We start from the raw sequence: 21334 nt of genomic DNA, 5'->3' as shown, positions 1-21334 counted from the left end.
GTTCACACCTCTTTTGGCTCTTTTGCGCCGCGATTCTTGATGTCCATACCTCTTTTGGCTCTAACGCCCGTAGCAGCTGCCGAGCTCCGCGAGGCTGCGTTCGGCCGCGCAGCGGTCGTAAAACCAGGCAACGCGTTCTGTCAGGCAATCCGCGTACACAGGCCCTGCGAGGACTTCGTCCTCGAACGCAGCCTCGCGGGCTCGGCAGCTGCTACGGGCGCGGCTCTGCAGTGGTTTTCAACGTTTTATGCCCCCACCGGCTTCACTGGATATTCGTTATCCAGCGCCTTTTCGATCAGCAACAACCCCAATTCCAGCATTTGATGGATGGCCTGGGCCAGGTTGCGGTCTTTGCCTTCGAGGTCGTCGGACAGGTCCAGGGTCAGGGTGGTGGCCGAGCTGAAGGTTTCGTAGGCGTAGGCCAGCAAGGCTTGGGTGTTGATGTCGGGGGCGACGGTGAATATTTGCAGGGGGCGATCATCGCTGGAGCGCGGCTTGGCCGGGGAGGGCGGGGCCCGGAGTGCGCACTCGTGGAGTTTTTTCGAGTCGATGGATTTGTAGGTGGAGACGTTTTCGGTTTCGGGGGGGGGGCGGGGGTGATTTTGATCATGGTGAAGCTCCCAGTTTTTCAAAAGGAGCTACCAGCATCACTTGCAGATGATGGGTGGCAGCTGTGCGCGGGTCTGCAAGACCGGGAAACTAGGAACCCGGCAGACCCGAAGGTCTCCCACGCACAGCCACCATAAAACACGGACACAAAAAAAGCGCCGAGCTGTTATGGGGGCGCTATGCGCCTAGTTATTCCGGCGGGCTTGCAGACCCGATCGCTGATTTTGCAGCGACTGGTGAAGGTTATCCGCCGGCTTGTGCCAAAGCAAGCTTCAAAAGTTGTCGGAAAATTCTTGATTGGGTCAGTTAACAGAGATCTAAGGTCTGGTGATTAATTGTGGCGAGGGAGCTTGCTGATTCATGGTCAGCGCTGGGCTCGCGGCAAATGACCTGCCGATTTTGCGGCGCGATACTTGATAGTTGCGGTGATAGTACCGGCCTCATCGCGGGCAAGCCCGGCTCCCACATCTTGAAATTCCCTCGCCGTACCTATCAGTTCTGCTAGTTCCCTCCCCCGACCTGAATATCCATACTCAAGCCTCTCATACGCTACTTCGCATGCGGTCATTCAGGATGGTTTTTGCAAACAATGCAGCTGTCGCCAATAGAGCCGAATGCCCCCTCATCGACACATGAGAAAACACTGGCCATAGCGAAATATCACCTTCACTACCTTGCAAAGGAAATGCCATTATGAAAAAGGCTCGCATCAAAACACTGAACACCGCCAACGAAGTAATACGCCTGGTTAAAGGCGGCCGCTTCGTGTTCAGTCCGGATAACCAATACCTTCACATCCATGATTACGGTAGAGTCCGGACGCTGGACATTGAAAAAGACGCTGTCGTCAATGAGAGCGAACAGTTGGGGCGTTTGAGTTTGAAATCCATCAGCCCCGACGGCAAGTTTCTGTATGGCTACAATAGTAGGGATATCCTGTCAATTAACGCCGAAACGCTGGCCATTCACAAAGAGAAGACCCCAGGCGGCGATATCATGGATGTAACACTCAGTCCCGACGGCAAACGACTACTTGTTACAATCAAGCAAAAGTCGGGCAACGGATCTGTGGAGTTTTTCAATAGCGAAACACTTACAATAGATGGTTATGTAGATGTTGGAAAAAACCCGAGAGCTACCGCATTAAAATCAGGTAGCCCTAAATTCTATGTTAATTGCGGTGGCGCCCGCACCCCCTATGAAGAACCGAGCATTCACGTCTTCAAAGCTGAAGGCGGCACCCCCACGCTTATCCCTCTTAAAAGCGCTGCCCCTTTCTGGGCTTTCAGCCCACACGGGGATTATCTCTACCTTGGCCATAACCTTAACTGGGACCCGAACCAGAACAAGACCATTACCATCATCGACACCCTGAGCGATACCGTTTACAAAAGAGACATCGTCGTTGGCAAAGAGCCAAAAGGTTTGTCTTTCAGCGCTGATGGAGAACGACTTTTCCTTCTTCATTCTTCATCAGGCAAAATTGAAGTCTATGAAACCAAAGACTATGAACACATCGACACTATCGACCCTCAGAGGGGACAGTTGAACTATATCCAAACGAGACCAGATAATGGCGAGATTTGGGTCTCCTATCTCTAATAAATCTCGAACAACATCACGCCACTGCCCAATCAGCCTCAATATCCCTGGGACGGTCTGACGTTTCAGTAAGCGCACGCCGCTTAACCGGGTTTTTCAGCCCGGTTAAGCGTTTATAGACGCACCCGCGCGGGCGTAAATCTCGGTTTGGGGGCGAATAAAATGGGATCTGCCGATTTGCGGCCCGCTACTTGATAGTTGCGGTGATAGTCTCGGCCTTATTGCGAGCAAGCCCGGCTCCCATATGGGATAGTGACTTGCTGCAAGATTTGTGGTCAACACAGATCAATGTGGGAGCCGAGCAAGCTCCGGGCAACGATCCGACGATGAACGATAACGCGCTCGTCCTGCTGAATCTCGTAGCAGCTGCCGAGCTCCGCGAGGCTGCGTTCGGCCGCGAAGCGGTCGTAAAACCAGGCAACGCCTTCTGTCAGGCAATCCGCATACGCAGGTTCTGCGAGGACTTCGTCCTCGAACGCAGCCTCGCGGAGCTCGGCAGCTGCTACGGGCGCGGCTCTGCAGTGGTTTTCAACGTTTTATGCTCCCAGCGGCTTCAGCGGATTTTCGTTGTCCAGCGCCTTTTCGATCAGCAGCAACCCCAGTTCCAGCATTTGATGGATGGCGAGGGCTAGGTTGCGGTCTTTGCCGTCGAGGTCGTCGGACAGGTCCAGGGTCAGGGTGGTGGCGGAGCTGAAGGTTTCGTAGGCGTAGGCCAGCAAGGCTTGGGTGTTGATGTCGGGGGCGACGGTGAATATTTGCAGGGGGCGATCATCGCTGGAGCGTGGCTTGGCCGGGGAGGGTGGGGCCCGGTGTGCGCACTCGTGGAGTTTTTTCGAGTCGATGGATTCGGAGGTGGAGACGTTTTCGGTTTCGGGGGGATCGGGAGTGATTTTGATCATGGTGAAGCTCCTAGAGTAGTGGAGCTGCCACGGTTCGCTGCGAAACGAAAATAGGGTGGCAGCTGTGCGCGGGTTCGCAGACCGGGACTCTAGGAACCCGGCAGACCCGAAAGTCTCCCACGCACAACCGCCATAACACGAAATGACAGACATAAAAAAGCGTCTGCTTTCGGACGGTGGACGCTGTGCGCCTAGAGTTGACCTGGGCTGCGAAACCCGATCGCTGATTTTGCAGCGACTTGGGAAGATTATCCGCCGACTTGCGCCAAAGCAAGCCTCAAAGCCCGTCGGAAAATTCTTCTCCGTATTGCTTGTTTCCCTGTCTCACTACCTGTCAGTTAGCGAGATTTTTCTGTCTGGTGATAATTTGTGGCGAGGGGGCTTGCCCCCGCTGGGTCGCGCAGCGGCCCTAAAATCAGTCCCCCGCGATCATTCAGGTAGAACGCATCGGCCGAGTTTACGACTGCTGCGCAGCCGAGCGGGGGCAAGCCCCCTCGCCACAAGTAAGGTGTTTGTCTCAAAGTCTCACTACCCCGTTTCCCGCTGACACAAAAGTTGGAAGGCTTCTTGCAGTAGCGGCATTGCGCCTGCTTTCGGCGTCAAAAGTTTGCTTCAAGGGACGGGGAATACCGGTGGATCGCTCTCAGTTAGTCAACAGTGCTCGCAGCAACCTGGCGGACCTCAGTCGAGGCAATCTGGGCGTGCCGCTGTTGCTGTTGGTGATGCTGGCGATGATGATGTTGCCGATCCCGCCGTTCCTGCTCGACGTGTTTTTCACCTTCAACATTGCCTTGTCGATCGTCGTGCTGCTGGTCTGCGTCTACGCCTTGCGGCCACTGGATTTTGCGGTGTTTCCGACGATTTTGCTGGTCGCGACCTTGATGCGCCTGGCCCTGAACGTGGCCTCGACCCGGGTGGTGATGCTCCACGGCCAGGACGGCCATGCCGCCGCCGGTAAGGTGATTCAGGCCTTCGGTGAGGTGGTGATCGGCGGTAACTACGTGGTCGGTATCGTGGTCTTCGCGATCCTGATGATCATCAACTTCGTGGTGGTGACCAAGGGTGCCGGGCGGATTTCCGAGGTGAGCGCGCGTTTCACCCTCGATGCGATGCCCGGCAAACAGATGGCCATTGACGCCGACTTGAACGCCGGCCTGATCGATCAGGGCCAGGCCAAGGCGCGCCGGATGGAAGTGGCCCAGGAAGCCGAGTTCTACGGTTCCATGGACGGTGCCAGCAAATTCGTGCGCGGCGATGCCATCGCCGGTCTGTTGATTCTGTTCATCAACCTGATCGGCGGCATGGCGGTCGGTATCTTCCAGCACGGCATGAGCTTTGGCGATGCGGGCAAGGTCTACGCGCTGTTGACCATCGGTGACGGTTTGGTGGCGCAATTGCCATCACTGTTGCTGTCGACCGCCGCGGCGATCATGGTGACCCGTGCTTCCGGTTCCGAAGACATGGGCAAGCAGATCAATCGGCAGATGTTTGCCTCGCCCAAGGCCCTGGCCGTGGCCGCCGGCATGATGGCAGTGATGGGCCTGGTGCCGGGCATGCCGCACTTTTCCTTTCTCAGCATGGCGGCCCTGGCTGCCGGCGGCGCTTATTTGTTCTGGAAGAAGCAAAACGTGGTCAAGGTCCAGGCGCTGCAAGAGGTCCAGCGCCAGCAGGAGTTGCTGCCATCGCCAGCCCGCGCCCAGGAAACCAAGGAGCTGGGCTGGGATGACGTGACGCCGATCGACATGATCGGCCTGGAAGTCGGCTACCGGCTGATTCCGCTGGTGGACCGTAATCAGGGTGGTCAGTTGCTGGCGCGGATCAAGGGCGTGCGCAAGAAGCTCTCTCAGGACCTCGGGTTCCTGATGCCGACCGTACATATTCGTGACAACCTCGACCTGGCACCCAGCGCCTACCGCCTGACCCTGATGGGCGTGACCCTGGCCGAGGCCGAGATCTATCCGGATCGCGAACTGGCGATCAATCCGGGGCAGGTGTTCGGCACGCTGAATGGCATTACCACCAAAGATCCGGCCTTTGGCCTGGAGGCGGTATGGATCGAGGTCAGCCAGCGTGCCCAGGCGCAATCGCTGGGGTACACGGTGGTGGACGCCAGCACCGTGGTTGCCACCCACCTCAACCAGATTCTCTACAAACACTCCAGTGAGCTGATCGGCCACGAAGAAGTCCAGCAACTCATGCAGTTGCTGGCCAAAGGTTCGCCCAAACTGGCCGAAGAGCTGGTGCCGGGCATTCTGTCGCTGTCGCAACTGCTCAAGGTGCTGCAGGCGCTGTTGGCCGAGCAGGTGCCGGTGCGCGATATCCGCAGCATCGCCGAAGCCATCGCGAACAATGCCCACAAGAGTCAAGATACTGCCGCGTTGGTTGCCGCGGTGCGTGTCGGATTATCCCGTGCCATCGTCCAAAGCATTGTAGGGCTTGAGTCGGAGCTGCCTGTGATCACCCTTGAGCCAAGGTTGGAACAGATATTGCTCAATAGTTTGCAGAAGGCAGGACAAGGCCAGGAAGAGGGCGTTCTGCTGGAGCCAAGCATGGCCGAGAAGTTGCAACGCTCGTTGATCGATGCGGCGCAGCGTCAGGAAATGCAAGGTCAACCGGTGATACTGCTGGTCGCAGGTCCGGTCCGCGCGATGCTCTCGCGGTTCGGGCGTCTGGCAGTCCCGGGTTTGCATGTGTTGGCGTATCAGGAAATTCCTGACAACAAGCAAGTGACCATCGTTGCGACAGTAGGGCCCAACGGCTGAGGTAGTGGGTTATGCAAGTGAAGCGTTTTTTCGCCGCCGATATGCGTCAGGCCATGAAACTGGTTCGCGATGAGCTGGGCGCCGATGCCGCTATTATCGGTAACCGCCGGATCGCCGGCGGGGTCGAACTGACGGCTGCCCTGGACTACAAGCTGTCCGCGCTGGCTCCGCGGGTGCCGAATATCGAGCTCGAAGACGAGCTGCGCAAAACCCAGTCGCGGATCGTCACCGCCCAGGCAGAGCTGAGCCTGCGCGGGGATGGCGATTCAACGATCAATCGCCAGTTGTTCGCCGGTTTGCCGCTGACGGCGGCAGAACCCTTGATCGAGCCAACCTTCGTCGAGCCGCCGCGCCCCGCGCCGGCCCCGGCTGCGCCTTCGCTGGATCAACAAGCGTTCGACTCGATGCGCTTCGAACTCAACGGCCTGCGTGAACTGCTGGAAGTGCAGTTGGGCTCGCTGGCCTGGACCCAGTTGCAAGGCAGTCGGCCACAGCAGGCCAACCTCTGGCGTCGTCTGCAACGCATCGGTTTGTCCGGTCCGCTGTCGCGGGATCTGCTGGCACTGACCGCGGAAATTGAAGAACCTCGCCAGGCCTGGCGCATGCTGTTGGCGCACCTGGCGCGGATGATCGCCACACCCGAGATCGAGCCACTGGAAGAGGGCGGGGTGATTGCCATGGTCGGTCCCGCCGGCATGGGCAAGACCACCACCCTGGCCAAGCTGGCGGCGCGTTATGTGCTCAAGTACGGCCCGCAGAACATTGCGCTGGTGAGCATGGACAGCTACCGGATTGGGGCCCAGGAACAACTCAAGACCCTGGGCCGCATCCTCAATGTTCCGGTGACTCACCTCGACCCGGGCCAATCCCTGGCCCAGGCTCTCGAGCCGTTGCTGCGCAAACGTGTGGTGTTGATCGATACCGCCGGCCTGCAGGCCAGCGATCCGGCGTTGCGCATGCAGCTGGAAAGTCTGGCCGGGCGCGGGATCAAGTCAAAAAATTATCTGGTCCTGGCAACCACCAGCCAGAAACAGGTTCTAACTGCTGCTTATCACAGTTACAAACGTTGCGGGCTGGCCGGCTGCATCCTGACTAAACTGGATGAAACCGCGAGTCTGGGCGAAGTGTTGAGCCTGGCGATCAGTCACCAGTTACCCGTTGCCTATCTGACCGATGGGCCGCGGATCCCGGATGATCTGCATTTGCCGCGTCGCCATCAATTGGTCAGTCGCGCGGTGAGTGTGCAGATGCAGGAAGAACCCAGCGAAGAAGCCATGGCTGATATGTTCGCTGACCTCTATCACAGTCCGACCAAGCGGGTCGGCTGAGGTAATCATGAATAGATTGCAGTGTACCTACATCGATGGTCTGCCATGCATTGTTCCAGTGGGAACGCGCAGCCAGTTATGTGGCCTCCGTCTAAGTAAGACAAGGTAAAGAACGAACATGGGCAGCATGCATCCCGTACAGGTGATCGCGGTGACCGGCGGCAAAGGTGGCGTCGGGAAAACTAACGTGTCAGTGAACTTGTCCCTGGCTCTAGCGGAGCTCGGCCGGCGCGTCATGCTGCTGGATGCCGATCTGGGGCTGGCGAACGTCGACGTTCTCTTGGGACTGACACCCAAACGCACTCTGGCCGATGTGGTCGAGGGGCGCTGTGAGCTGCGCGATGTGCTGCTGCAGGGGCCGGGCGGAATCCGCATCGTCCCGGCGGCGTCCGGCACGCAGAGCATGGTGCACTTGAGCCCGGCGCAGCATGCCGGGCTGATCCAGGCCTTCAGTGATATCGGCGACAACCTCGACGTGCTGGTGATCGACACCGCCGCCGGGATTGGCGAGTCGGTGGTCAGTTTCGTCCGGGCAGCCCAGGAAGTATTACTGGTGGTCTGCGACGAGCCGACGTCGATTACCGACGCCTACGCGCTGATCAAGCTGCTCAATCGCGATTACGGCATGAACCGTTTCCGGGTGCTCGCCAACATGGCGCAGAGCCCGCAGGAAGGGCGCAACCTGTTCGCCAAGTTGACCAAGGTCACTGATCGCTTCCTCGACGTCGCCTTACAATATGTCGGTGCGGTGCCCTACGACGAGTGTGTGCGCAAGGCGGTGCAAAAGCAGCGCGCAGTCTACGAAGCGTTCCCGCGTTCCAAGTGCTCGCTGGCATTCAAGGCCATCGCGCAGAAAGTCGATACCTGGCCATTGCCGGCCAATCCGCGCGGGCACCTGGAATTCTTCGTCGAGCGTCTGGTGCATCAGATGGCGGGACCGGTGCTATGACAGCCAGCGGCTACAACCTTTACAAGTCCTCGGCACGTGACAGCCAGTACGGGTTGATCGAGCGCCATGCGCCACTGGTCAAGCGGATTGCCTACCACTTGCTGGCGCGTCTGCCGGCCAGTGTGCAGGTCGAGGATCTGATCCAGGCCGGGATGATCGGCCTGCTCGAGGTCTCGACCAAATACGACGCCAGCAAGGGTGCGAGTTTCGAAACCTATGCCGGTATCCGTATTCGTGGGGCGATGCTCGATGAGGTGCGTAAAGGTGACTGGGCGCCGCGTTCGGTACACCGCAATACCCGGATGGTCAGTGACGCCATTCGCTCAATTGAAGCTAAAACCGGTCGCGATGCTAAAGATCATGAGGTTGCGGCCGAACTCCAATTGAGTCTCGACGATTATTACGGGATTTTGAACGACACCTTGGGCAGCCGGCTGTTCAGTTTCGACGATCTGTTGCAGGACGGCGAACATGAAGGGCTGCATGAGGATGGCGCGAGTGCTCATCTCGAGCCGTCGCGTGACCTGGAAGATGCGCGTTTCCAGGCTGCGTTGGCGGACGCGATTGCCAATTTGCCGGAGCGTGAGCGACTGGTGTTGGCGCTGTACTACGACGAAGAGCTGAACCTCAAGGAAATCGGTGAGGTCCTGGGGGTCAGCGAATCGCGGGTAAGCCAGTTACACAGCCAGTGCGCGGCCCGCTTGCGGGGGCGTTTGGGGGAGTGGCGAGCGCGCTGACAGGCAGTGTGGGGACACTGCGAACGAGGCTGGTACGGCGTTTTGCTGCACCGATCACGGCCCGTTGTGCTCCATGCAGCCGCTGAGTGTTACGCCGAAATGTTTGTGTGGCGTGTCCAGGTGCTGGGCGCGTTTAAGACTGCTTGGAGGTCGAATTGGACAAGAACATGAAAATCCTCATCGTTGATGACTTCTCAACGATGCGGCGGATCATTAAAAACCTGTTGCGTGACCTTGGGTTCACCAACACGGTCGAGGCGGATGACGGTAATACCGCGATTCCGGTCCTCAACAGCGGGAGCATCGACTTTCTGGTAACCGACTGGAACATGCCTGGCATGACCGGTATCGACCTGCTGCGCCACGTGCGTGCCGATGAAAAACTCAAGCACCTGCCGGTGCTGATGGTCACGGCCGAAGCCAAGCGTGAGCAAATCATCGAAGCCGCCCAGGCCGGAGTGAACGGCTATGTGGTCAAACCCTTCACGGCCCAAGCGTTGAAAGACAAGATTGAAAAGATCTTCGAACGCATCGGTTGATATGCGAAGCCAGTCCGCCATGGGGGAGCTATGGAGCATTACGAAACTTCGCAGGCCGATTTCGAATCGACCCTGAAAAAGCATGCCCGCGAGCTGGTCGACAGCCTTGAAAAAGGCCAATTTGGCGATGCTGTTCAATTGATTCATGAGCTCAACCAGACTCGTGATCGCGGCCTGTACCAGGAAGTCGGCAAGCTCACTCGTGAACTGCACAGTGCGATCGTCAATTTTCAGATTGACCCGAACATGCCGCAAGCCAGGGAAGTTTCACAGATCACGGATGCCACTGAGCGCCTGTCCTATGTGGTCAGGCTAACCGAGGCTGCGGCCAACCGCACCATGGACCTGGTGGAGGACAGCACGCCGCTGGTCAACGGCCTGAGCAATGACGCCCAGGCCTTGAGCGCGGACTGGGGACGTTTCATGCGCCGCGAAATCGGTGCTGAAGAGTTCCGTGAGCTGGCCCGGCGGGTCGACGGTTTCCTGACACGCAGCGAGCAACAGAATCGTATCGTCTCGGCCAATCTCAACGACATCCTGTTGGCGCAGGATTACCAGGACCTTACCGGCCAGGTGATCAAGCGCGTGACTCAGTTGGTGACGGAAGTCGAAAGCAATCTGCTCAAACTGGTGCTGATGGCCAGTCAGGTCGACCGTTTTGCCGGCATTGAACATGACCGTGTAGCAATCCTCGCGGAAAAAGATCCAGAAAAACATCTGTCTCAGGGTGAAGGTCCGCAGATTCATGCCGATAAACGTGAAGACGTTGTGTCCGGTCAGGACGATGTTGACGATTTGCTTTCCAGCCTTGGATTTTAGGCCGACCTATCAGGAGCACCCCTACACATGAGCTTCGGCGCCGATGAAGAGATCCTTCAGGATTTCCTGGTTGAGGCCGGCGAGATTCTTGAGCAACTGTCCGAACAGCTGGTCGAGCTGGAAAGCCGACCCGATGATGCGGATTTGCTCAATGCAATCTTTCGCGGTTTTCACACTGTAAAAGGGGGCGCCGGCTTCCTCCAGCTCCATGAGCTGGTGGAGTGCTGTCACATCGCCGAGAACGTCTTCGACATCCTGCGCAAGGGTGAGCGACGGGTCGACTCGGAATTGATGGACGTGGTTCTGGAGGCGCTGGATGCGGTGAACAATATGTTCACCGAAGTCCGCGAGCGCACCCCGGTCACCGCCGCCACGCCGCAGTTGTTGGCGGCCCTGGCGCGCCTGGCCGAGCCTGCTGCTGCACCGGCGGTGGCCGTGAGTGCCGAACCGGTTGCCGAGAGCGCTTCAGGCGACGTCACTGACAATGAATTCGAACTGCTGCTCGACTCGCTCAATGCGGTGAAGGCCCAGGCCGAAGCGCCTGCAGCAGCGCCGGCAGCGGCGGGCAGCGATGAAATTACCGATGCCGAGTTCGAGTCGTTGCTCGATCAGTTGCATGGCAAAGGCCAGTTCGCCGTCGACGCACTCGCCACGCCGGCCAAGCCTGCCGCCCCTGTGGCCGCGGCGGCCAGCAACGAAATTACCGACGACGAATTCGAAGCATTGCTCGACCAGTTGCACGGCAAGGGCACCTTCGCGGTCGAGGCCCTGGAATCGGCTATCGCTGCGGTACCAGCTGCGGCCGCGCCGAGCGCTGTAGCGGCGGGCAGTGAGCTGATTTCCGATCACGAGTTCGAAGCGCTGCTCGACGAGCTGCACGGCAAAGGCAAGTTCACTGATGTAGGTGCCAGCGCTGCAGTGGCCGCACCGGTCGTCAAGGCGGTGGTCAAGCCTGTCGCCAGAACACCCGAACCCAAGGTTGAAGCACCGAGGCCTGTCGCTGCGGCTGCACCGGCCCGTGCCCCGGCTTCGCCGCCAGCGGAAAAACCGGCCAGCGAAGCCGAGACCACCGTACGGGTCGATACCGCGCGGCTGGACGAGATCATGAACATGGTCGGCGAACTGGTGCTGGTGCGTAACCGCCTGGTCCGTCTGGGCCTCAACAGTGGCGACGAAGCCATGTCCAAAGCCGTGTCGAACCTCGACGTGGTGACGGCCGATCTGCAAACCGCGGTGATGAAGACCCGCATGCAGCCGATCAAGAAAGTCTTCGGGCGCTTCCCGCGACTGGTCCGCGACCTGGCACGGCAGCTGAAGAAAGAGATCAACCTGGAGCTGGTCGGCGAAGAAACCGACCTCGACAAGAACCTCGTCGAGGCCCTGGCCGACCCGCTGGTCCACTTGGTGCGCAATGCGGTCGACCACGGTTGTGAATCGCCGCAAGAGCGCGAAGCCTCGGGCAAGTCCCGCTGCGGCAAAGTGATTCTGGCGGCGGAGCAGGAAGGCGACCACATCCTGCTGTCGATCTCCGATGACGGCAAGGGCATGGACCCTCATGTCCTGCGGGCCATCGCGGTGAAACGCGGGGTGATGGACAAGGATGCCGCGGATCGCCTGAGTGACACCGAATGCTACAACCTGATTTTCGCGCCGGGGTTCTCGACCAAGACCGAGATTTCCGACGTATCCGGTCGTGGCGTGGGCATGGACGTGGTGAAAACCAAGATTTCCCAGCTCAACGGCTCGATCAACATCTACTCGACCAAGGGCCAGGGCTCGAAGATCGTCATCAAGGTGCCGCTGACCCTGGCGATCATGCCGACGCTGATGGTCATGCTCGGCAACCAGGCTTTCGCTTTCCCGCTGGTCAACGTCAACGAAATCTTCCACCTCGACCTGTCGCGCACCAACGTGGTCGACGGTCAGGAAGTAGTGATCGTGCGCGACAAGGCGCTGCCACTGTTTTACCTCAAGCGCTGGCTGGTCGCTTCCGCCGCTCATGAAGAGCAGCGTGAAGGCCATGTGGTGATCCTTTCGGTGGGCACCCAGCGGATCGGCTTTGTCGTCGATCAACTGGTGGGCCAGGAAGAAGTGGTCATCAAGCCATTGGGCAAAATGCTCCAGGGGACCCCGGGCATGTCCGGCGCCACCATTACCGGTGACGGCCGCATCGCCTTGATTCTCGATGTCCCGAGCATGCTCAAGCATTACGCCGCACGGCGTATTTGATTCTGCTGGTGCGGGGCGGTTTTGCCCCGCCCTGCCTAACGGAGTGTTTATGGTAGTCAAGGTCCTGGTGGTGGATGATTCGGGTTTTTTCCGCCGCCGCGTCTCGGAAATTCTTTCAGCGGATCCGAATATCCAGGTCGTCGGTACCGCGACCAACGGTAGAGAAGCGATTGATCAGGCCCTGGCCCTCAAGCCGGACGTGATCACCATGGACTACGAGATGCCGTTGATGGATGGCATCACGGCCGTGCGGCACATCATGCAGCGCTGCCCGACGCCGGTATTGATGTTCTCCTCGCTGACCCATGAAGGCGCCCGGGTCACCCTCGACGCGCTGGATGCCGGCGCGGTGGACTTTCTGCCGAAGAATTTCGAAGACATCTCGCGCAACCCCGAGAAGGTCAAGCAACTGCTATGCGAGAAGGTTCTCAGTATTTCCCGCAGCAACCGGCGTTTGAGTGCCTACAGCGGCGCAGCGGCGGCGCAACCGTTTGCGGCTCCATCACCGGTGGTCAGCAGTCTGGGCAACAGTGTGCCGGCTCGTCCGGCTCCCGCGCCGTTGCCAGTTCGCACGCCAGCGGCCAGCACCGGTTCACCGGCACCGAAACGTAAAGCCTACAAGCTGGTGGCCATTGGTACGTCTACCGGTGGCCCGGTCGCATTGCAGCGAGTACTGACCCAACTACCGGCAAACTTCCCGGCGCCGATCGTGCTGGTCCAACACATGCCGGCGGCCTTCACCAAGGCTTTCGCCGAGCGTCTGGACAAGCTGTGCCGGATCAGCGTCAAGGAAGCCGAGGACGGCGATATTCTGCGTCCGGGCCTGGCCTTGCTGGCGCCGGGTGGCAAGCAGATGATGATCGACGGCCGTGGGGCGGTGAAAATCCTCCCGGGCGATGAGCGTCTGAACTACAAGCCGTGCGTGGACATTACCTTCGGTTCGGCGGCCAAATCCTACGGTGACAAAGTTCTGGCGGTGGTGCTCACCGGCATGGGCGCCGACGGCCGCGAAGGCGCGCGTCTGCTCAAGCAGGGTGGCAGTGCGATCTGGGCCCAGGACGAAGCCAGCTGCGTGATCTACGGCATGCCGATGGCGATCGTCAAGGCTGAACTGGCGGACGCGGTGTACAACCTCGACGAGATCGGCAAGCATCTGGTCGAGGCGTGTCTCTGATGGACGTTTTAAGCCTCATCGGGATCATCCTGGCGTTTGTTGCGATCATTGGCGGCAACTACCTGGAAGGCGGTCATCTCGGTGCGCTGGCCAACGGTCCGGCGGCGTTGATCGTGATCGGCGGGACCGTCGGCGCGGCATTGTTGCAGGCGCCGATGAGCGCCTTCAAGCGTTCGATGCAGATCCTGGTATGGATCCTCTTTCCACCGCGGATCGACATGGCCGGCGGCGTCGATCGGGTAGTCAACTGGAGCCTGACGGCGCGCAAGGAAGGTTTGCTCGGGCTGGAAGGCGTGGCCGATGCCGAGCCCGACAACTACTCGCGCAAAGGCCTGCAATTGTTGGTGGACGGTGCGGAGCCAGAAGCGATTCGCAGCATCCTCGAGGTGGATTTCTACACTCAGGAAAGCCGCGACATCGAAGCCGCCAAAGTCTTTGAAAGCATGGGCGGTTATGCGCCAACCATCGGCATCATCGGTGCGGTCATGGGTTTGATCCATGTCATGGGCAATCTGGCCGACCCTTCGCAGCTGGGCAGCGGGATTGCCGTGGCCTTCGTCGCGACCATCTACGGGGTCGCCAGCGCCAACCTGGTGCTGTTACCGATTGCCAGCAAACTCAAGTCGATAGCCATGCGCCAGTCGCGTTATCGCGAAATGTTGCTGGAAGGAATCCTGTCGATTGCCGAAGGTGAGAACCCTCGTTCCATCGAGTTGAAGTTGCAAGGCTTCATGGACTGATGGGGGTAATGGATTATGGCTCGTCGTCGTCGCCACCCTGAAGAACCCGTCAACCACGAACGCTGGTTGGTGTCCTACGCGGACTTCATCACTCTGCTGTTCGCCTTCTTTGTCGTCATGTATTCGATTTCGTCGGTCAACGAAGGCAAGTACAAGGTGATTTCCGAGGCGTTGATTGGCGTGTTCACCGACTCGGACCGCGCCCTCAAGCCGATTCCGATTGGCGACGAGCGAGCGCAGACGGTCACCCCGGCGCAGCCCCTGGTCAAGGACAGCGAGCAAGTCGATGCCGGCATCGCCGGGGCGAGCAACGACCCGCTGAAGTCGATCGCCGATGACATCAGCGCGGCGTTCGGCGACCTGCTCAGCTCCAGGCAGATGACCATCCGCGGCAATGAGCTGTGGATAGAGATCGAACTCAATTCCAGCCTGCTGTTTGGCAGCGGCGACGCGATGCCCAGCGATATCGCGTTCAACATCATCGATAAGGTCGCGGTGATTCTAAAACCCTTCGATAACCCGATTCACGTCGAAGGCTTTACCGACAATCAGCCGATCCGCACCGCCCAATACCCGACCAACTGGGAGCTGTCTTCGGCGCGCTCGGCGAGCATCGTGCGCATGCTGGCGATGCAGGGGGTGAATCCCGGCCGCCTGGCTTCGGTGGGATACGGCGAGTTTCAACCGGTGGCCAACAATGCCACCGCCGCAGGCCGTGCGCGCAATCGGCGGGTGGTGCTGGTGGTCTCGCGCAATCTCGATGTGCGTCGCAGCCTGACCGCTACCGGGGCGGCGAATGCCAAGCCGGATGCGGCCTTGAAGCGTGCTGGCACACAAACTGCACCCACGTCTGTAAAGTCGCCGGGGCGTGAGAGTGCCGTCAATTCTCTGTCGCCGGCTCTATAACATAGCGCTATTTCTCGGTTAAGCCTGTTCGACCGGGAGGAACATTCCGAATGAGAGTCTGGGCAGTCGCCAATCAAAAGGGTGGTGTTGGTAAAACCACCAGTTCCATCGCTCTAGCCGGTTTGCTGGCCGAGGCGGGCAAGCGCGTGGTCGTGGTCGATCTCGACCCCCACGGCTCCATGACCAGCTACTTTGGCTATGACCCCGACAGCCTCGAACACAGCTGCTACGACCTGTTCCTGCACAAGGGCAGTGTGCCGGCAGGGTTGCCCGGTCAACTGCTTCTAAAGACCAGTGACGAGCGCATTTCCCTGCTGCCTTCGAGCACCGCGCTGGCCACCCTCGAGCGTCAGTCGCCGGGCCAGAGTGGCCTGGGCCTGGTGATCGCCAGGAGCCTGGCGCAGTTGTGGCAGGATTTCGATTACGCGCTGATCGACAGCCCGCCGTTGCTCGGCTTGCTGATGGTCAATGCCTTGGCGGCCAGCCAGCAGTTGGTAATTCCGGTACAGACCGAACACCTGGCGGTCAAAGGCCTGGAACGCATGGTCAACACCCTGGCGATGATCAATCGCTCGCGCAAGCAGGTGTTGCCCTTCAGCATCGTGCCGACCCTGTTCGACCGCCGGACCCAGGCTTCCCTGGGCACCCTGCGGGTGCTGCGCGACATGTACCCGGAGGATATCTGGCAAGGCTACATTCCAGTCGATACCCGTTTGCGCGATGCCAGTCGGGCCGGACTGACGCCTTCGCAGTTCGACGGCAAAAGCCGTGGCGTCCTGGCCTATCGGGCGTTGCTCAAGCATCTGCTGGCCCAGCAACTCATCCCGCAGGTGGCTTGAGATGATGCTCATTTCTAACGTAGGAGCTGCCGTAGGCTGCGATCTTTTGATCTTGCTCTGCAGCGCCCTCAAAATCGCTAAAAGATCGCAGCCTTCGGCAGCTCCTACGGGGGTGGTGTTCCAATGAACCGTCCTGTGAAAATTACGACCCGGCCGCAACTGGCGCTGCAGTCCTATCTGGACGCGCTGCTGCAGGACGCGACCGACGAGCTTGAACTGATCCCTGAAGCGTTGCCCAAACGGGTGACGGCGCAAGATACGCTGGATGAATTTCAGGCCGCCGTGCTCGAAGAGCAGGCCCGTGACTCGCAGCAGCAAAGCGTGGTTGTCCCGGTTGTCGTTGTGCAGCCGCTGGTTGCCGTGCCGGTCCTGGAAAAGCCTGCGCCGATTCTCGCTGTGGTAGCTCCTGCCGCGCCGCAAGTACAAGCCCCGGTCGCGCCAGTGGCCGAAGTTCATAGGCCACCGAGCAACACGCCGCCACCAGTCGATAGCGATGGCCGGCCGGCCTGGGCTGCCGAGCCGTTCGAATGCCTGTTGTTCGATGTGGCGGGCCTGACGCTGGCTGTGCCGCTGGTCTGCCTGGGTTCGATCTATTCCCTGGCCGGCCACGAACTGACGCCGCTGTTCGGCCAGCCGGAGTGGTTCCTCGGGATTCTACCGAGCCAGGCCGGCAACCTGAAAGTGCTGGACACCGCACGCTGGGTCATGCCGGATCGCTACCGCGATGATTTCCGTCAGGGCCTGCAATACGTGATCTCGGTTCAGGGCTACGAATGGGGGCTGGCGGTGCATCAGGTCAGCCGTTCCCTGCGCCTGAATCCGAACGAAATCAAATGGCGCAGCCATCGTGGTCAGCGTCCATGGCTGGCCGGCACAGTGATCGAGCACATGTGCGCATTGCTGGATGTCTGCGAACTGGCCGAATTGATAGCCAGCGGCGGGGCCAAGCACCTGCCCGGCAGCAAGCCGACGAACAAATCTGCATAACCAACAACAGGCAGCACCTTGAGTGCGGCCAGACAGAACACACACCGTTTCCAACGGTTTTTTTTTAGGGGTCAGGGGTATGAATAAGTCGTCGTCTCTACAGAGTTCCGAAGATCCGATCCTGCAATGGGTGACCTTCAAGCTGGACAATGAAACCTACGGCATCAACGTGATGCGGGTTCAGGAAGTCCTGCGCTACACCGAGATCGCGCCAGTGCCGGGTGCGCCAGCCTATGTGCTGGGCATCATCAACCTGCGCGGCAACGTGGTCACCGTGATCGACACCCGTCAGCGCTTCGGCCTGATGAACACCGAAATCAGCGACAACACCCGTATCGTGATCATCGAAGCCGACAAGCAAGTGGTCGGGATCATGGTCGACAGCGTGGCGGAAGTGGTTTACCTGCGTCAGTCGGAAATCGAAACCGCGCCCAACGTCGGTAGCGAAGAATCGGCCAAGTTCATCCAGGGCGTGTGCAACAAAAACGGCGAACTGCTGATTCTGGTCGAACTGGACAAGATGATGAGCGAAGAAGAATGGTCGGACCTGGAGCAAATCTGATTGATTCTCGAAGTGGCTGTGATTGTCCTGGGCATCCTCTGGGTAACGACCCTGGGGCTGTTCCTGGCCTACGCCAGAAGCCAGCGCCAAGCGGCTATGGTCATGGCCCAGACCCAGGCCCAGGCCGATGCACTGCGTGATCAGCGCATCAGGGACCTGGCCAAGCGCGTCGACGATTACCAGAACGGTAATGTACTGATGGGCGATGCCCTGCATGAACTGCAGGCAGTGGTCGGGCCGTTGCCGGACAAACTGGCCCGGCTGGAGCAGCGCGACCCGACCAGCCTCTCATTCGCCCAGGCCGCGCGCCTGGTGGGCATGGGCGCCAGCGTCGACGAGCTGACCCAGTCCTGCGGCCTGACCCAGGCCGAAGCTGAATTGATGAGCAAGGTGCACAAGAGTAGTTAGACGCTTCAAGCGGCAAGTAAAAGCAAAAGATCGCCGCCTTCGGCAGCTCCTTGGTGTACGCAAACCCATGTAGGAGCTGCCGCAGGCGGCGATCTTTTGATCTTGCTTGTGGGCGATTCCCGAAATCGCCAAAAGATCGCAGGCTTCGCCAGCTCCTGCGCCGACCGCATATACCCGTCAAATCCCGGTTGTACACCGCCGTAGCTGCCGAAGGCGGCGATCTTTTGTGCTTCACCTCGACGTTCCGTTGAACAAGACTCCAATCCGAAAATTTGCTTAAGGGGCTGCCTTTTCGGCGTAGGAAATCAATTGGTAGAGTGCTTTTTGTTCGCCCGTACCTCCTTTATGCGCGTCACCCCAGGCAATCACTCTGCCGTCTTCCCTCAAGGCGGCGAATGTACGGGTTCCACCATAGACCGCCCGCACATGGGTGAGCAGGGGGGCAACACAGGTGCTATCACCGCCTGTCTCGGGGTCTCCCCAGGCAATCGCTTCACCGTTGCTGCGCAAAGCCACGGCGGCCTCATGATTTGTACTGATCGCTACAACATCAGTCAGTTGCCTGATGACCGAAGGCAGTAAGGCTACCTGCCCTGTGGCCCACGCAACCACCTGGCCGGTGGAACGCAACGCAATAAAGGCACTCGATGTGCAAGTCACGTGCACGATGTCAGTCAGGTCGGCAATTTCTTTGGGGGGCGTGGTGCCCGGAAGAAAACCCCAGGCCACGACTTGTCCATTCGCCCTGCGGGCAGCGAATGCGCTGTCATTGCCCACCAGGTCGACGATGTCGTCCAGTTCGGCAATCTCTGATGGTATGGGCGTGAACGTCGGATTCCCCCAGACGGCAATGCGTCCATTGGCACGGCGGAGCGCCAGAACATCCCCGGCACTCGCCAGTTGCACTACATCCCTCAGCGTGCCGATCTCTTCGGGCAGCTCGCCGCCATAGCGAGAATCCCCCCAGGCGACTACCTGGCCGTTACCGCGCAGGGCGGCGAACGCAAACTCCGCTCCCATGGCGTCTACGATATCCGTCAACTCGGCAATCTCACGCGGCAGCCGGCCGCCCGTTTGCTCCAGTCCCCATGCCACGATCTGCCCGCTGGAACGACGTGCGACAAACACGTAGGCCCCTCCGTAGAGAGCGACAATGTCGTTCAGGGCTGCAATATCGTCAGGGACCATTGAACTCGGATTTTCCGAGCTTCCCCACGCCATGACGTGACCGGTTGCACGCCTCACCGCAAAAGCTGCCATGGAGGACGATATTTCGACAACATCGGTGAGTTGCTTGATCTCCTCTGGCGGATCGCCACCGTTCTCGGCCCAACCCCAGGCATGCGGCTTGCCATCGTTACGCAGCGCGCAAAGGGCGGGGAAATTGCCAATGATGTTCGAGGGGTTAAGGACGATGCGTTGTTTGCCCGAGCCGACCATCAGGCGCTCATAGGGCTGAGTATCCAAAAAAGCATGTCCGGTCACAGATTGCCTGTCACGCTCGTACTGCCAGGTGACTTCTTTGGGCCGCAGCGTCTCGGCATCCAGTGCAACGAGCCTGTAGCTTTGGGGGCGGAAAGTACCGACCACGCGGTGGCTACCACGTGCGCCCATAATCAGCAGCCTGCCTGTCGCAACGTTGCCGATTTTATTTGTCATGAGCGCGCCGTGAAATTGGATTCCGAGGACCGTTGATTGACCCATCGATCAGCGCCAGTAGAATCTCTGGCGTTCGCGTTGGCTACTGTCAGATCTGACAGTAGCGACAATCGGTTTTTTTCAGTAAGGGGCGGGGCGCCGGGATCTACCCTCCTTAACGCGATTCGTCGCATTCTGTTTCAATAAGTGGATTATCCCAAGGCCGTCAAGTGGGGTTTTCGTCGGTCGTCAAAACTTTAAAGTTACACATTTAATAGTGTCCATACTGCCAAGGTTCTGCATAATCTCTATCCGTCGAGCATGGATTCTCCAGTAAAGCACTGGATTTCAATGTGCAACGACGAAATGGATAGCAATTTATGGAGAAAGAAAACATGGAAGAAAAAGCAAACCGTCAGTCCGGAGTCATTGAGGCTTATGATCCGGATTGGGAGGATAAATGGGGTGAGCGAGTAGGCAAAGGCACCGTCATGTGGACGAGTGAAAGTCGACTGCTCGATGTAAATCGTAAAAGTTTTACAGGGTGGGGATCGGTAATACCTACCAAGGGTGCGTCGGTTTCTTTTCTTGTTGTCAGATGGAACGGCGGCAGATATACCGCCGAGGAAGTTCGTCAGGAAGTCAAAGGCCAGTCCACTCAAGCAATATCCTGATTCAAGTTAGTGCAGTCGTGTTGATCGCTCCCCAGGCGTTGGAACGATCAACACCTGCGATTATCCCTACACGTTTTTCGGAAGTAATCTGTCTGCTGGATACTTTGATTTCTGATAATGCTTCGCTAGTATTCAGGCGAGCCTATGTAGGCGACAGCCTCAAGAAGGTTCATAAAAAACCAAGCCGTGAAGGGGCTTATATGCTGGATGTATTGCGTGGTACGCCGGTTTGGGTTTATTTGGTTTTTTTCGTTGTGTCTTACTACGGAGTCCTTGCTTGTTTCGAAAATCATGAAACCAAAAGATCCTTGCAGTTGACGCCGCTGGTTTTCGTAACAGTATCGCTGTTTTTCTTGGATCTTTCTCAGGGCATATTTACGCCTTTGGCGTCCTATGGAGCGGGTTTGGCGACGGGGTGGTTCGCAGCTTTCGGTTTTTACTCATGTCGTGATGTCGGACGAGAGGGTGACAATCTGGTCATTGGTGGATCGCCCAAGGTATTGATTGTCTACTGGCTTTTTTTTGCATGGCGATACTATGGCGGCTATCAGGCCGCAATTAATCCAGAAGCAGTCAATGAAGTCTCGGCCATTGCCTGCTCCTCCCTTGCTTCGGGTTTTATAAACGGCTTGATTATCGGTCGGTCTTTCATGCTGTTGCGTCTTTTCAGGGTCGACAAGGTGTCAGCCCAGGAAGTGTAGGAGCGAGCTTGCTCGCGATGGACTCGAGAGTGGCGCGTTTATTCAGAAAACACGCGTTATCGTTAACGTCCATCGCGAGCAAGCTAGCTCCTACAGGGCACGCCCGCGGAGACGGCCTTAAAGCCGACATCCCTTTCGACTAGTAGTCATCTCCCTGCGCCGTCACATCCCGCTCTATCATCGGTGCTTGCGGATCATGCCCTTCCGGGAACTTGCCCTTCAGGTTCCAGGC

The 21334-nt window shown here is 58.7% G+C and carries 20 protein-coding genes and 1 pseudogene; 17 read left to right on the top strand and 4 right to left on the bottom strand.

The genetic code is table 11. The features are described 5' to 3' along the window. Window positions 1–245: 245 nt before the first annotated feature. Complete coding sequence (locus F8N21_RS16775) at window positions 246–632, bottom strand: DUF6124 family protein (protein ID WP_150643177.1); 387 nt, start codon at window positions 630–632, stop codon at window positions 246–248. Window positions 633–1302: 670 nt separating this feature from the next. Between F8N21_RS16775 and F8N21_RS16770 the strand changes: the two genes are divergently transcribed. Beyond that, on the top strand, window positions 1303–2211 hold the full coding sequence (locus F8N21_RS16770) for a YncE family protein (RefSeq protein WP_150643176.1): 909 nt from the start codon (window positions 1303–1305) through the stop codon (window positions 2209–2211). A 536-nt stretch (window positions 2212–2747) separates the two neighbouring features. Here F8N21_RS16770 and F8N21_RS16765 read toward each other — a convergent pair. Continuing rightward, window positions 2748–3110, bottom strand: a complete 363-nt coding sequence (locus F8N21_RS16765; protein ID WP_150643175.1) for a DUF6124 family protein — start codon at window positions 3108–3110, stop codon at window positions 2748–2750. Between the two features lie 632 nt (window positions 3111–3742). Here F8N21_RS16765 and flhA point away from each other — a divergent pair. The 14 genes from flhA (at window position 3743) to F8N21_RS16695 (ending at window position 18089) form a co-directional block, all read left to right on the top strand. Further along, window positions 3743–5872, top strand: coding sequence for a flagellar biosynthesis protein FlhA (gene flhA, locus F8N21_RS16760; protein ID WP_150643174.1), 2130 nt, complete (start codon window positions 3743–3745; stop codon window positions 5870–5872). Window positions 5873–5883: 11 nt separating this feature from the next. Beyond that, window positions 5884–7200 carry a flagellar biosynthesis protein FlhF gene (flhF, locus tag F8N21_RS16755; protein ID WP_150643173.1) on the top strand — a complete coding sequence of 439 codons (1317 nt, stop codon included), beginning with the start codon at window positions 5884–5886 and terminating at the stop codon, window positions 7198–7200. A 118-nt stretch (window positions 7201–7318) separates the two neighbouring features. Then, entirely contained in the window at window positions 7319–8149 is an 831-nt protein-coding gene (gene fleN, locus F8N21_RS16750; protein WP_150643172.1) for a flagellar synthesis regulator FleN, read from the top strand. Then, complete coding sequence (gene fliA, locus F8N21_RS16745; protein ID WP_150643171.1) at window positions 8146–8886, top strand: RNA polymerase sigma factor FliA; 741 nt, start codon at window positions 8146–8148, stop codon at window positions 8884–8886. Before fleN ends, fliA begins: the two co-directional genes overlap by 4 nt. A gap of 167 nt (window positions 8887–9053) precedes the next feature. Then, the gene (locus F8N21_RS16740; protein WP_191624341.1) at window positions 9054–9425 is read left to right on the top strand and encodes a chemotaxis response regulator CheY; all 372 of its coding nucleotides are present in this window, start codon (window positions 9054–9056) and stop codon (window positions 9423–9425) included. 30 nt (window positions 9426–9455) lie between these two features. Further along, on the top strand, window positions 9456–10244 hold the full coding sequence (locus tag F8N21_RS16735) for a protein phosphatase CheZ (RefSeq protein WP_150643169.1): 789 nt from the start codon (window positions 9456–9458) through the stop codon (window positions 10242–10244). 27 nt (window positions 10245–10271) lie between these two features. Next, window positions 10272–12473: a chemotaxis protein CheA gene (locus tag F8N21_RS16730; RefSeq protein WP_150643168.1), complete on the top strand. Its 2202-nt coding sequence runs from the start codon at window positions 10272–10274 to the stop codon at window positions 12471–12473. A gap of 49 nt (window positions 12474–12522) precedes the next feature. Then, window positions 12523–13647, top strand: a complete 1125-nt coding sequence (locus F8N21_RS16725) for a protein-glutamate methylesterase/protein-glutamine glutaminase (RefSeq protein WP_150643167.1) — start codon at window positions 12523–12525, stop codon at window positions 13645–13647. Beyond that, window positions 13647–14387 (top strand): flagellar motor protein, encoded by a 741-nt coding sequence (locus F8N21_RS16720; RefSeq protein WP_150643166.1) that lies wholly within the window; start codon window positions 13647–13649, stop codon window positions 14385–14387. The genes F8N21_RS16725 and F8N21_RS16720 overlap by 1 nt, the downstream gene beginning before the upstream one ends. A gap of 15 nt (window positions 14388–14402) precedes the next feature. Next, window positions 14403–15293: a flagellar motor protein MotD gene (gene motD, locus F8N21_RS16715; RefSeq protein WP_150643165.1), complete on the top strand. Its 891-nt coding sequence runs from the start codon at window positions 14403–14405 to the stop codon at window positions 15291–15293. A gap of 50 nt (window positions 15294–15343) precedes the next feature. Next, window positions 15344–16132 carry a ParA family protein gene (locus tag F8N21_RS16710; RefSeq protein WP_150643164.1) on the top strand — a complete coding sequence of 263 codons (789 nt, stop codon included), beginning with the start codon at window positions 15344–15346 and terminating at the stop codon, window positions 16130–16132. 123 nt (window positions 16133–16255) lie between these two features. Further along, window positions 16256–17119, top strand: coding sequence for a CheW domain-containing protein (locus tag F8N21_RS16705; protein ID WP_150643163.1), 864 nt, complete (start codon window positions 16256–16258; stop codon window positions 17117–17119). Window positions 17120–17198: 79 nt separating this feature from the next. Then, entirely contained in the window at window positions 17199–17681 is a 483-nt protein-coding gene (locus F8N21_RS16700) for a chemotaxis protein CheW (protein ID WP_150643162.1), read from the top strand. Further along, window positions 17682–18089, top strand: coding sequence for a DUF2802 domain-containing protein (locus tag F8N21_RS16695; RefSeq protein ID WP_150643161.1), 408 nt, complete (start codon window positions 17682–17684; stop codon window positions 18087–18089). Between the two features lie 276 nt (window positions 18090–18365). On the opposite strand, the gene F8N21_RS16690 is transcribed toward F8N21_RS16695, so the two are convergent. Further along, window positions 18366–19793, bottom strand: a complete 1428-nt coding sequence (locus tag F8N21_RS16690; protein WP_150643160.1) for an RCC1 domain-containing protein — start codon at window positions 19791–19793, stop codon at window positions 18366–18368. 314 nt (window positions 19794–20107) lie between these two features. Here F8N21_RS16690 and F8N21_RS16685 point away from each other — a divergent pair, with 314 nt between their 5' ends. Continuing rightward, window positions 20108–20401, top strand: a complete 294-nt coding sequence (locus F8N21_RS16685) for a hypothetical protein (RefSeq protein ID WP_150643159.1) — start codon at window positions 20108–20110, stop codon at window positions 20399–20401. 17 nt (window positions 20402–20418) lie between these two features. Beyond that, entirely contained in the window at window positions 20419–21102 is a 684-nt protein-coding gene (locus tag F8N21_RS16680; protein WP_224788239.1) for a hypothetical protein, read from the top strand. 139 nt (window positions 21103–21241) lie between these two features. Here F8N21_RS16680 and F8N21_RS16675 read toward each other — a convergent pair. Next, window positions 21242–21334: pseudogene (locus F8N21_RS16675) on the bottom strand (flagellar biosynthesis protein FlhB); the annotation flags it as partial.

The organism is Pseudomonas fluorescens, from assembly GCF_902497895.1.
Lineage (GTDB): Bacteria > Pseudomonadota > Gammaproteobacteria > Pseudomonadales > Pseudomonadaceae > Aquipseudomonas > Aquipseudomonas fluorescens_BP.
Note: the sequence above shows the minus strand (reverse complement) of the source record. Positions and strands in the feature narration are given on the sequence as shown.

Excerpts from the sequence above, each read along its gene's own strand:
- F8N21_RS16740 (WP_191624341.1), top strand. The coding sequence starts at position 9,054 with ATGAAAATCCTCATCGTTGATGACTTCTCAACGATGCGGCGGATCATT.
- F8N21_RS16705 (WP_150643163.1), top strand. The coding sequence starts at position 16,256 with ATGAACCGTCCTGTGAAAATTACGACCCGGCCGCAACTGGCGCTGCAG.
- flhF (WP_150643173.1), top strand. The coding sequence starts at position 5,884 with ATGCAAGTGAAGCGTTTTTTCGCCGCCGATATGCGTCAGGCCATGAAA.
- F8N21_RS16770 (WP_150643176.1), top strand. The coding sequence starts at position 1,303 with ATGAAAAAGGCTCGCATCAAAACACTGAACACCGCCAACGAAGTAATA.
- F8N21_RS16685 (WP_150643159.1), top strand. The coding sequence starts at position 20,108 with ATGGAGAAAGAAAACATGGAAGAAAAAGCAAACCGTCAGTCCGGAGTC.
- F8N21_RS16725 (WP_150643167.1), top strand. The coding sequence starts at position 12,523 with ATGGTAGTCAAGGTCCTGGTGGTGGATGATTCGGGTTTTTTCCGCCGC.
- motD (WP_150643165.1), top strand. The coding sequence starts at position 14,403 with ATGGCTCGTCGTCGTCGCCACCCTGAAGAACCCGTCAACCACGAACGC.
- F8N21_RS16710 (WP_150643164.1), top strand. The coding sequence starts at position 15,344 with ATGAGAGTCTGGGCAGTCGCCAATCAAAAGGGTGGTGTTGGTAAAACC.
- F8N21_RS16720 (WP_150643166.1), top strand. The coding sequence starts at position 13,647 with ATGGACGTTTTAAGCCTCATCGGGATCATCCTGGCGTTTGTTGCGATC.
- fliA (WP_150643171.1), top strand. The coding sequence starts at position 8,146 with ATGACAGCCAGCGGCTACAACCTTTACAAGTCCTCGGCACGTGACAGC.
- F8N21_RS16690 (WP_150643160.1), bottom strand. The coding sequence starts at position 19,793 with ATGGGTCAATCAACGGTCCTCGGAATCCAATTTCACGGCGCGCTCATG.
- F8N21_RS16765 (WP_150643175.1), bottom strand. The coding sequence starts at position 3,110 with ATGATCAAAATCACTCCCGATCCCCCCGAAACCGAAAACGTCTCCACC.
- F8N21_RS16735 (WP_150643169.1), top strand. The coding sequence starts at position 9,456 with ATGGAGCATTACGAAACTTCGCAGGCCGATTTCGAATCGACCCTGAAA.
- fleN (WP_150643172.1), top strand. The coding sequence starts at position 7,319 with ATGGGCAGCATGCATCCCGTACAGGTGATCGCGGTGACCGGCGGCAAA.
- F8N21_RS16700 (WP_150643162.1), top strand. The coding sequence starts at position 17,199 with ATGAATAAGTCGTCGTCTCTACAGAGTTCCGAAGATCCGATCCTGCAA.
- F8N21_RS16730 (WP_150643168.1), top strand. The coding sequence starts at position 10,272 with ATGAGCTTCGGCGCCGATGAAGAGATCCTTCAGGATTTCCTGGTTGAG.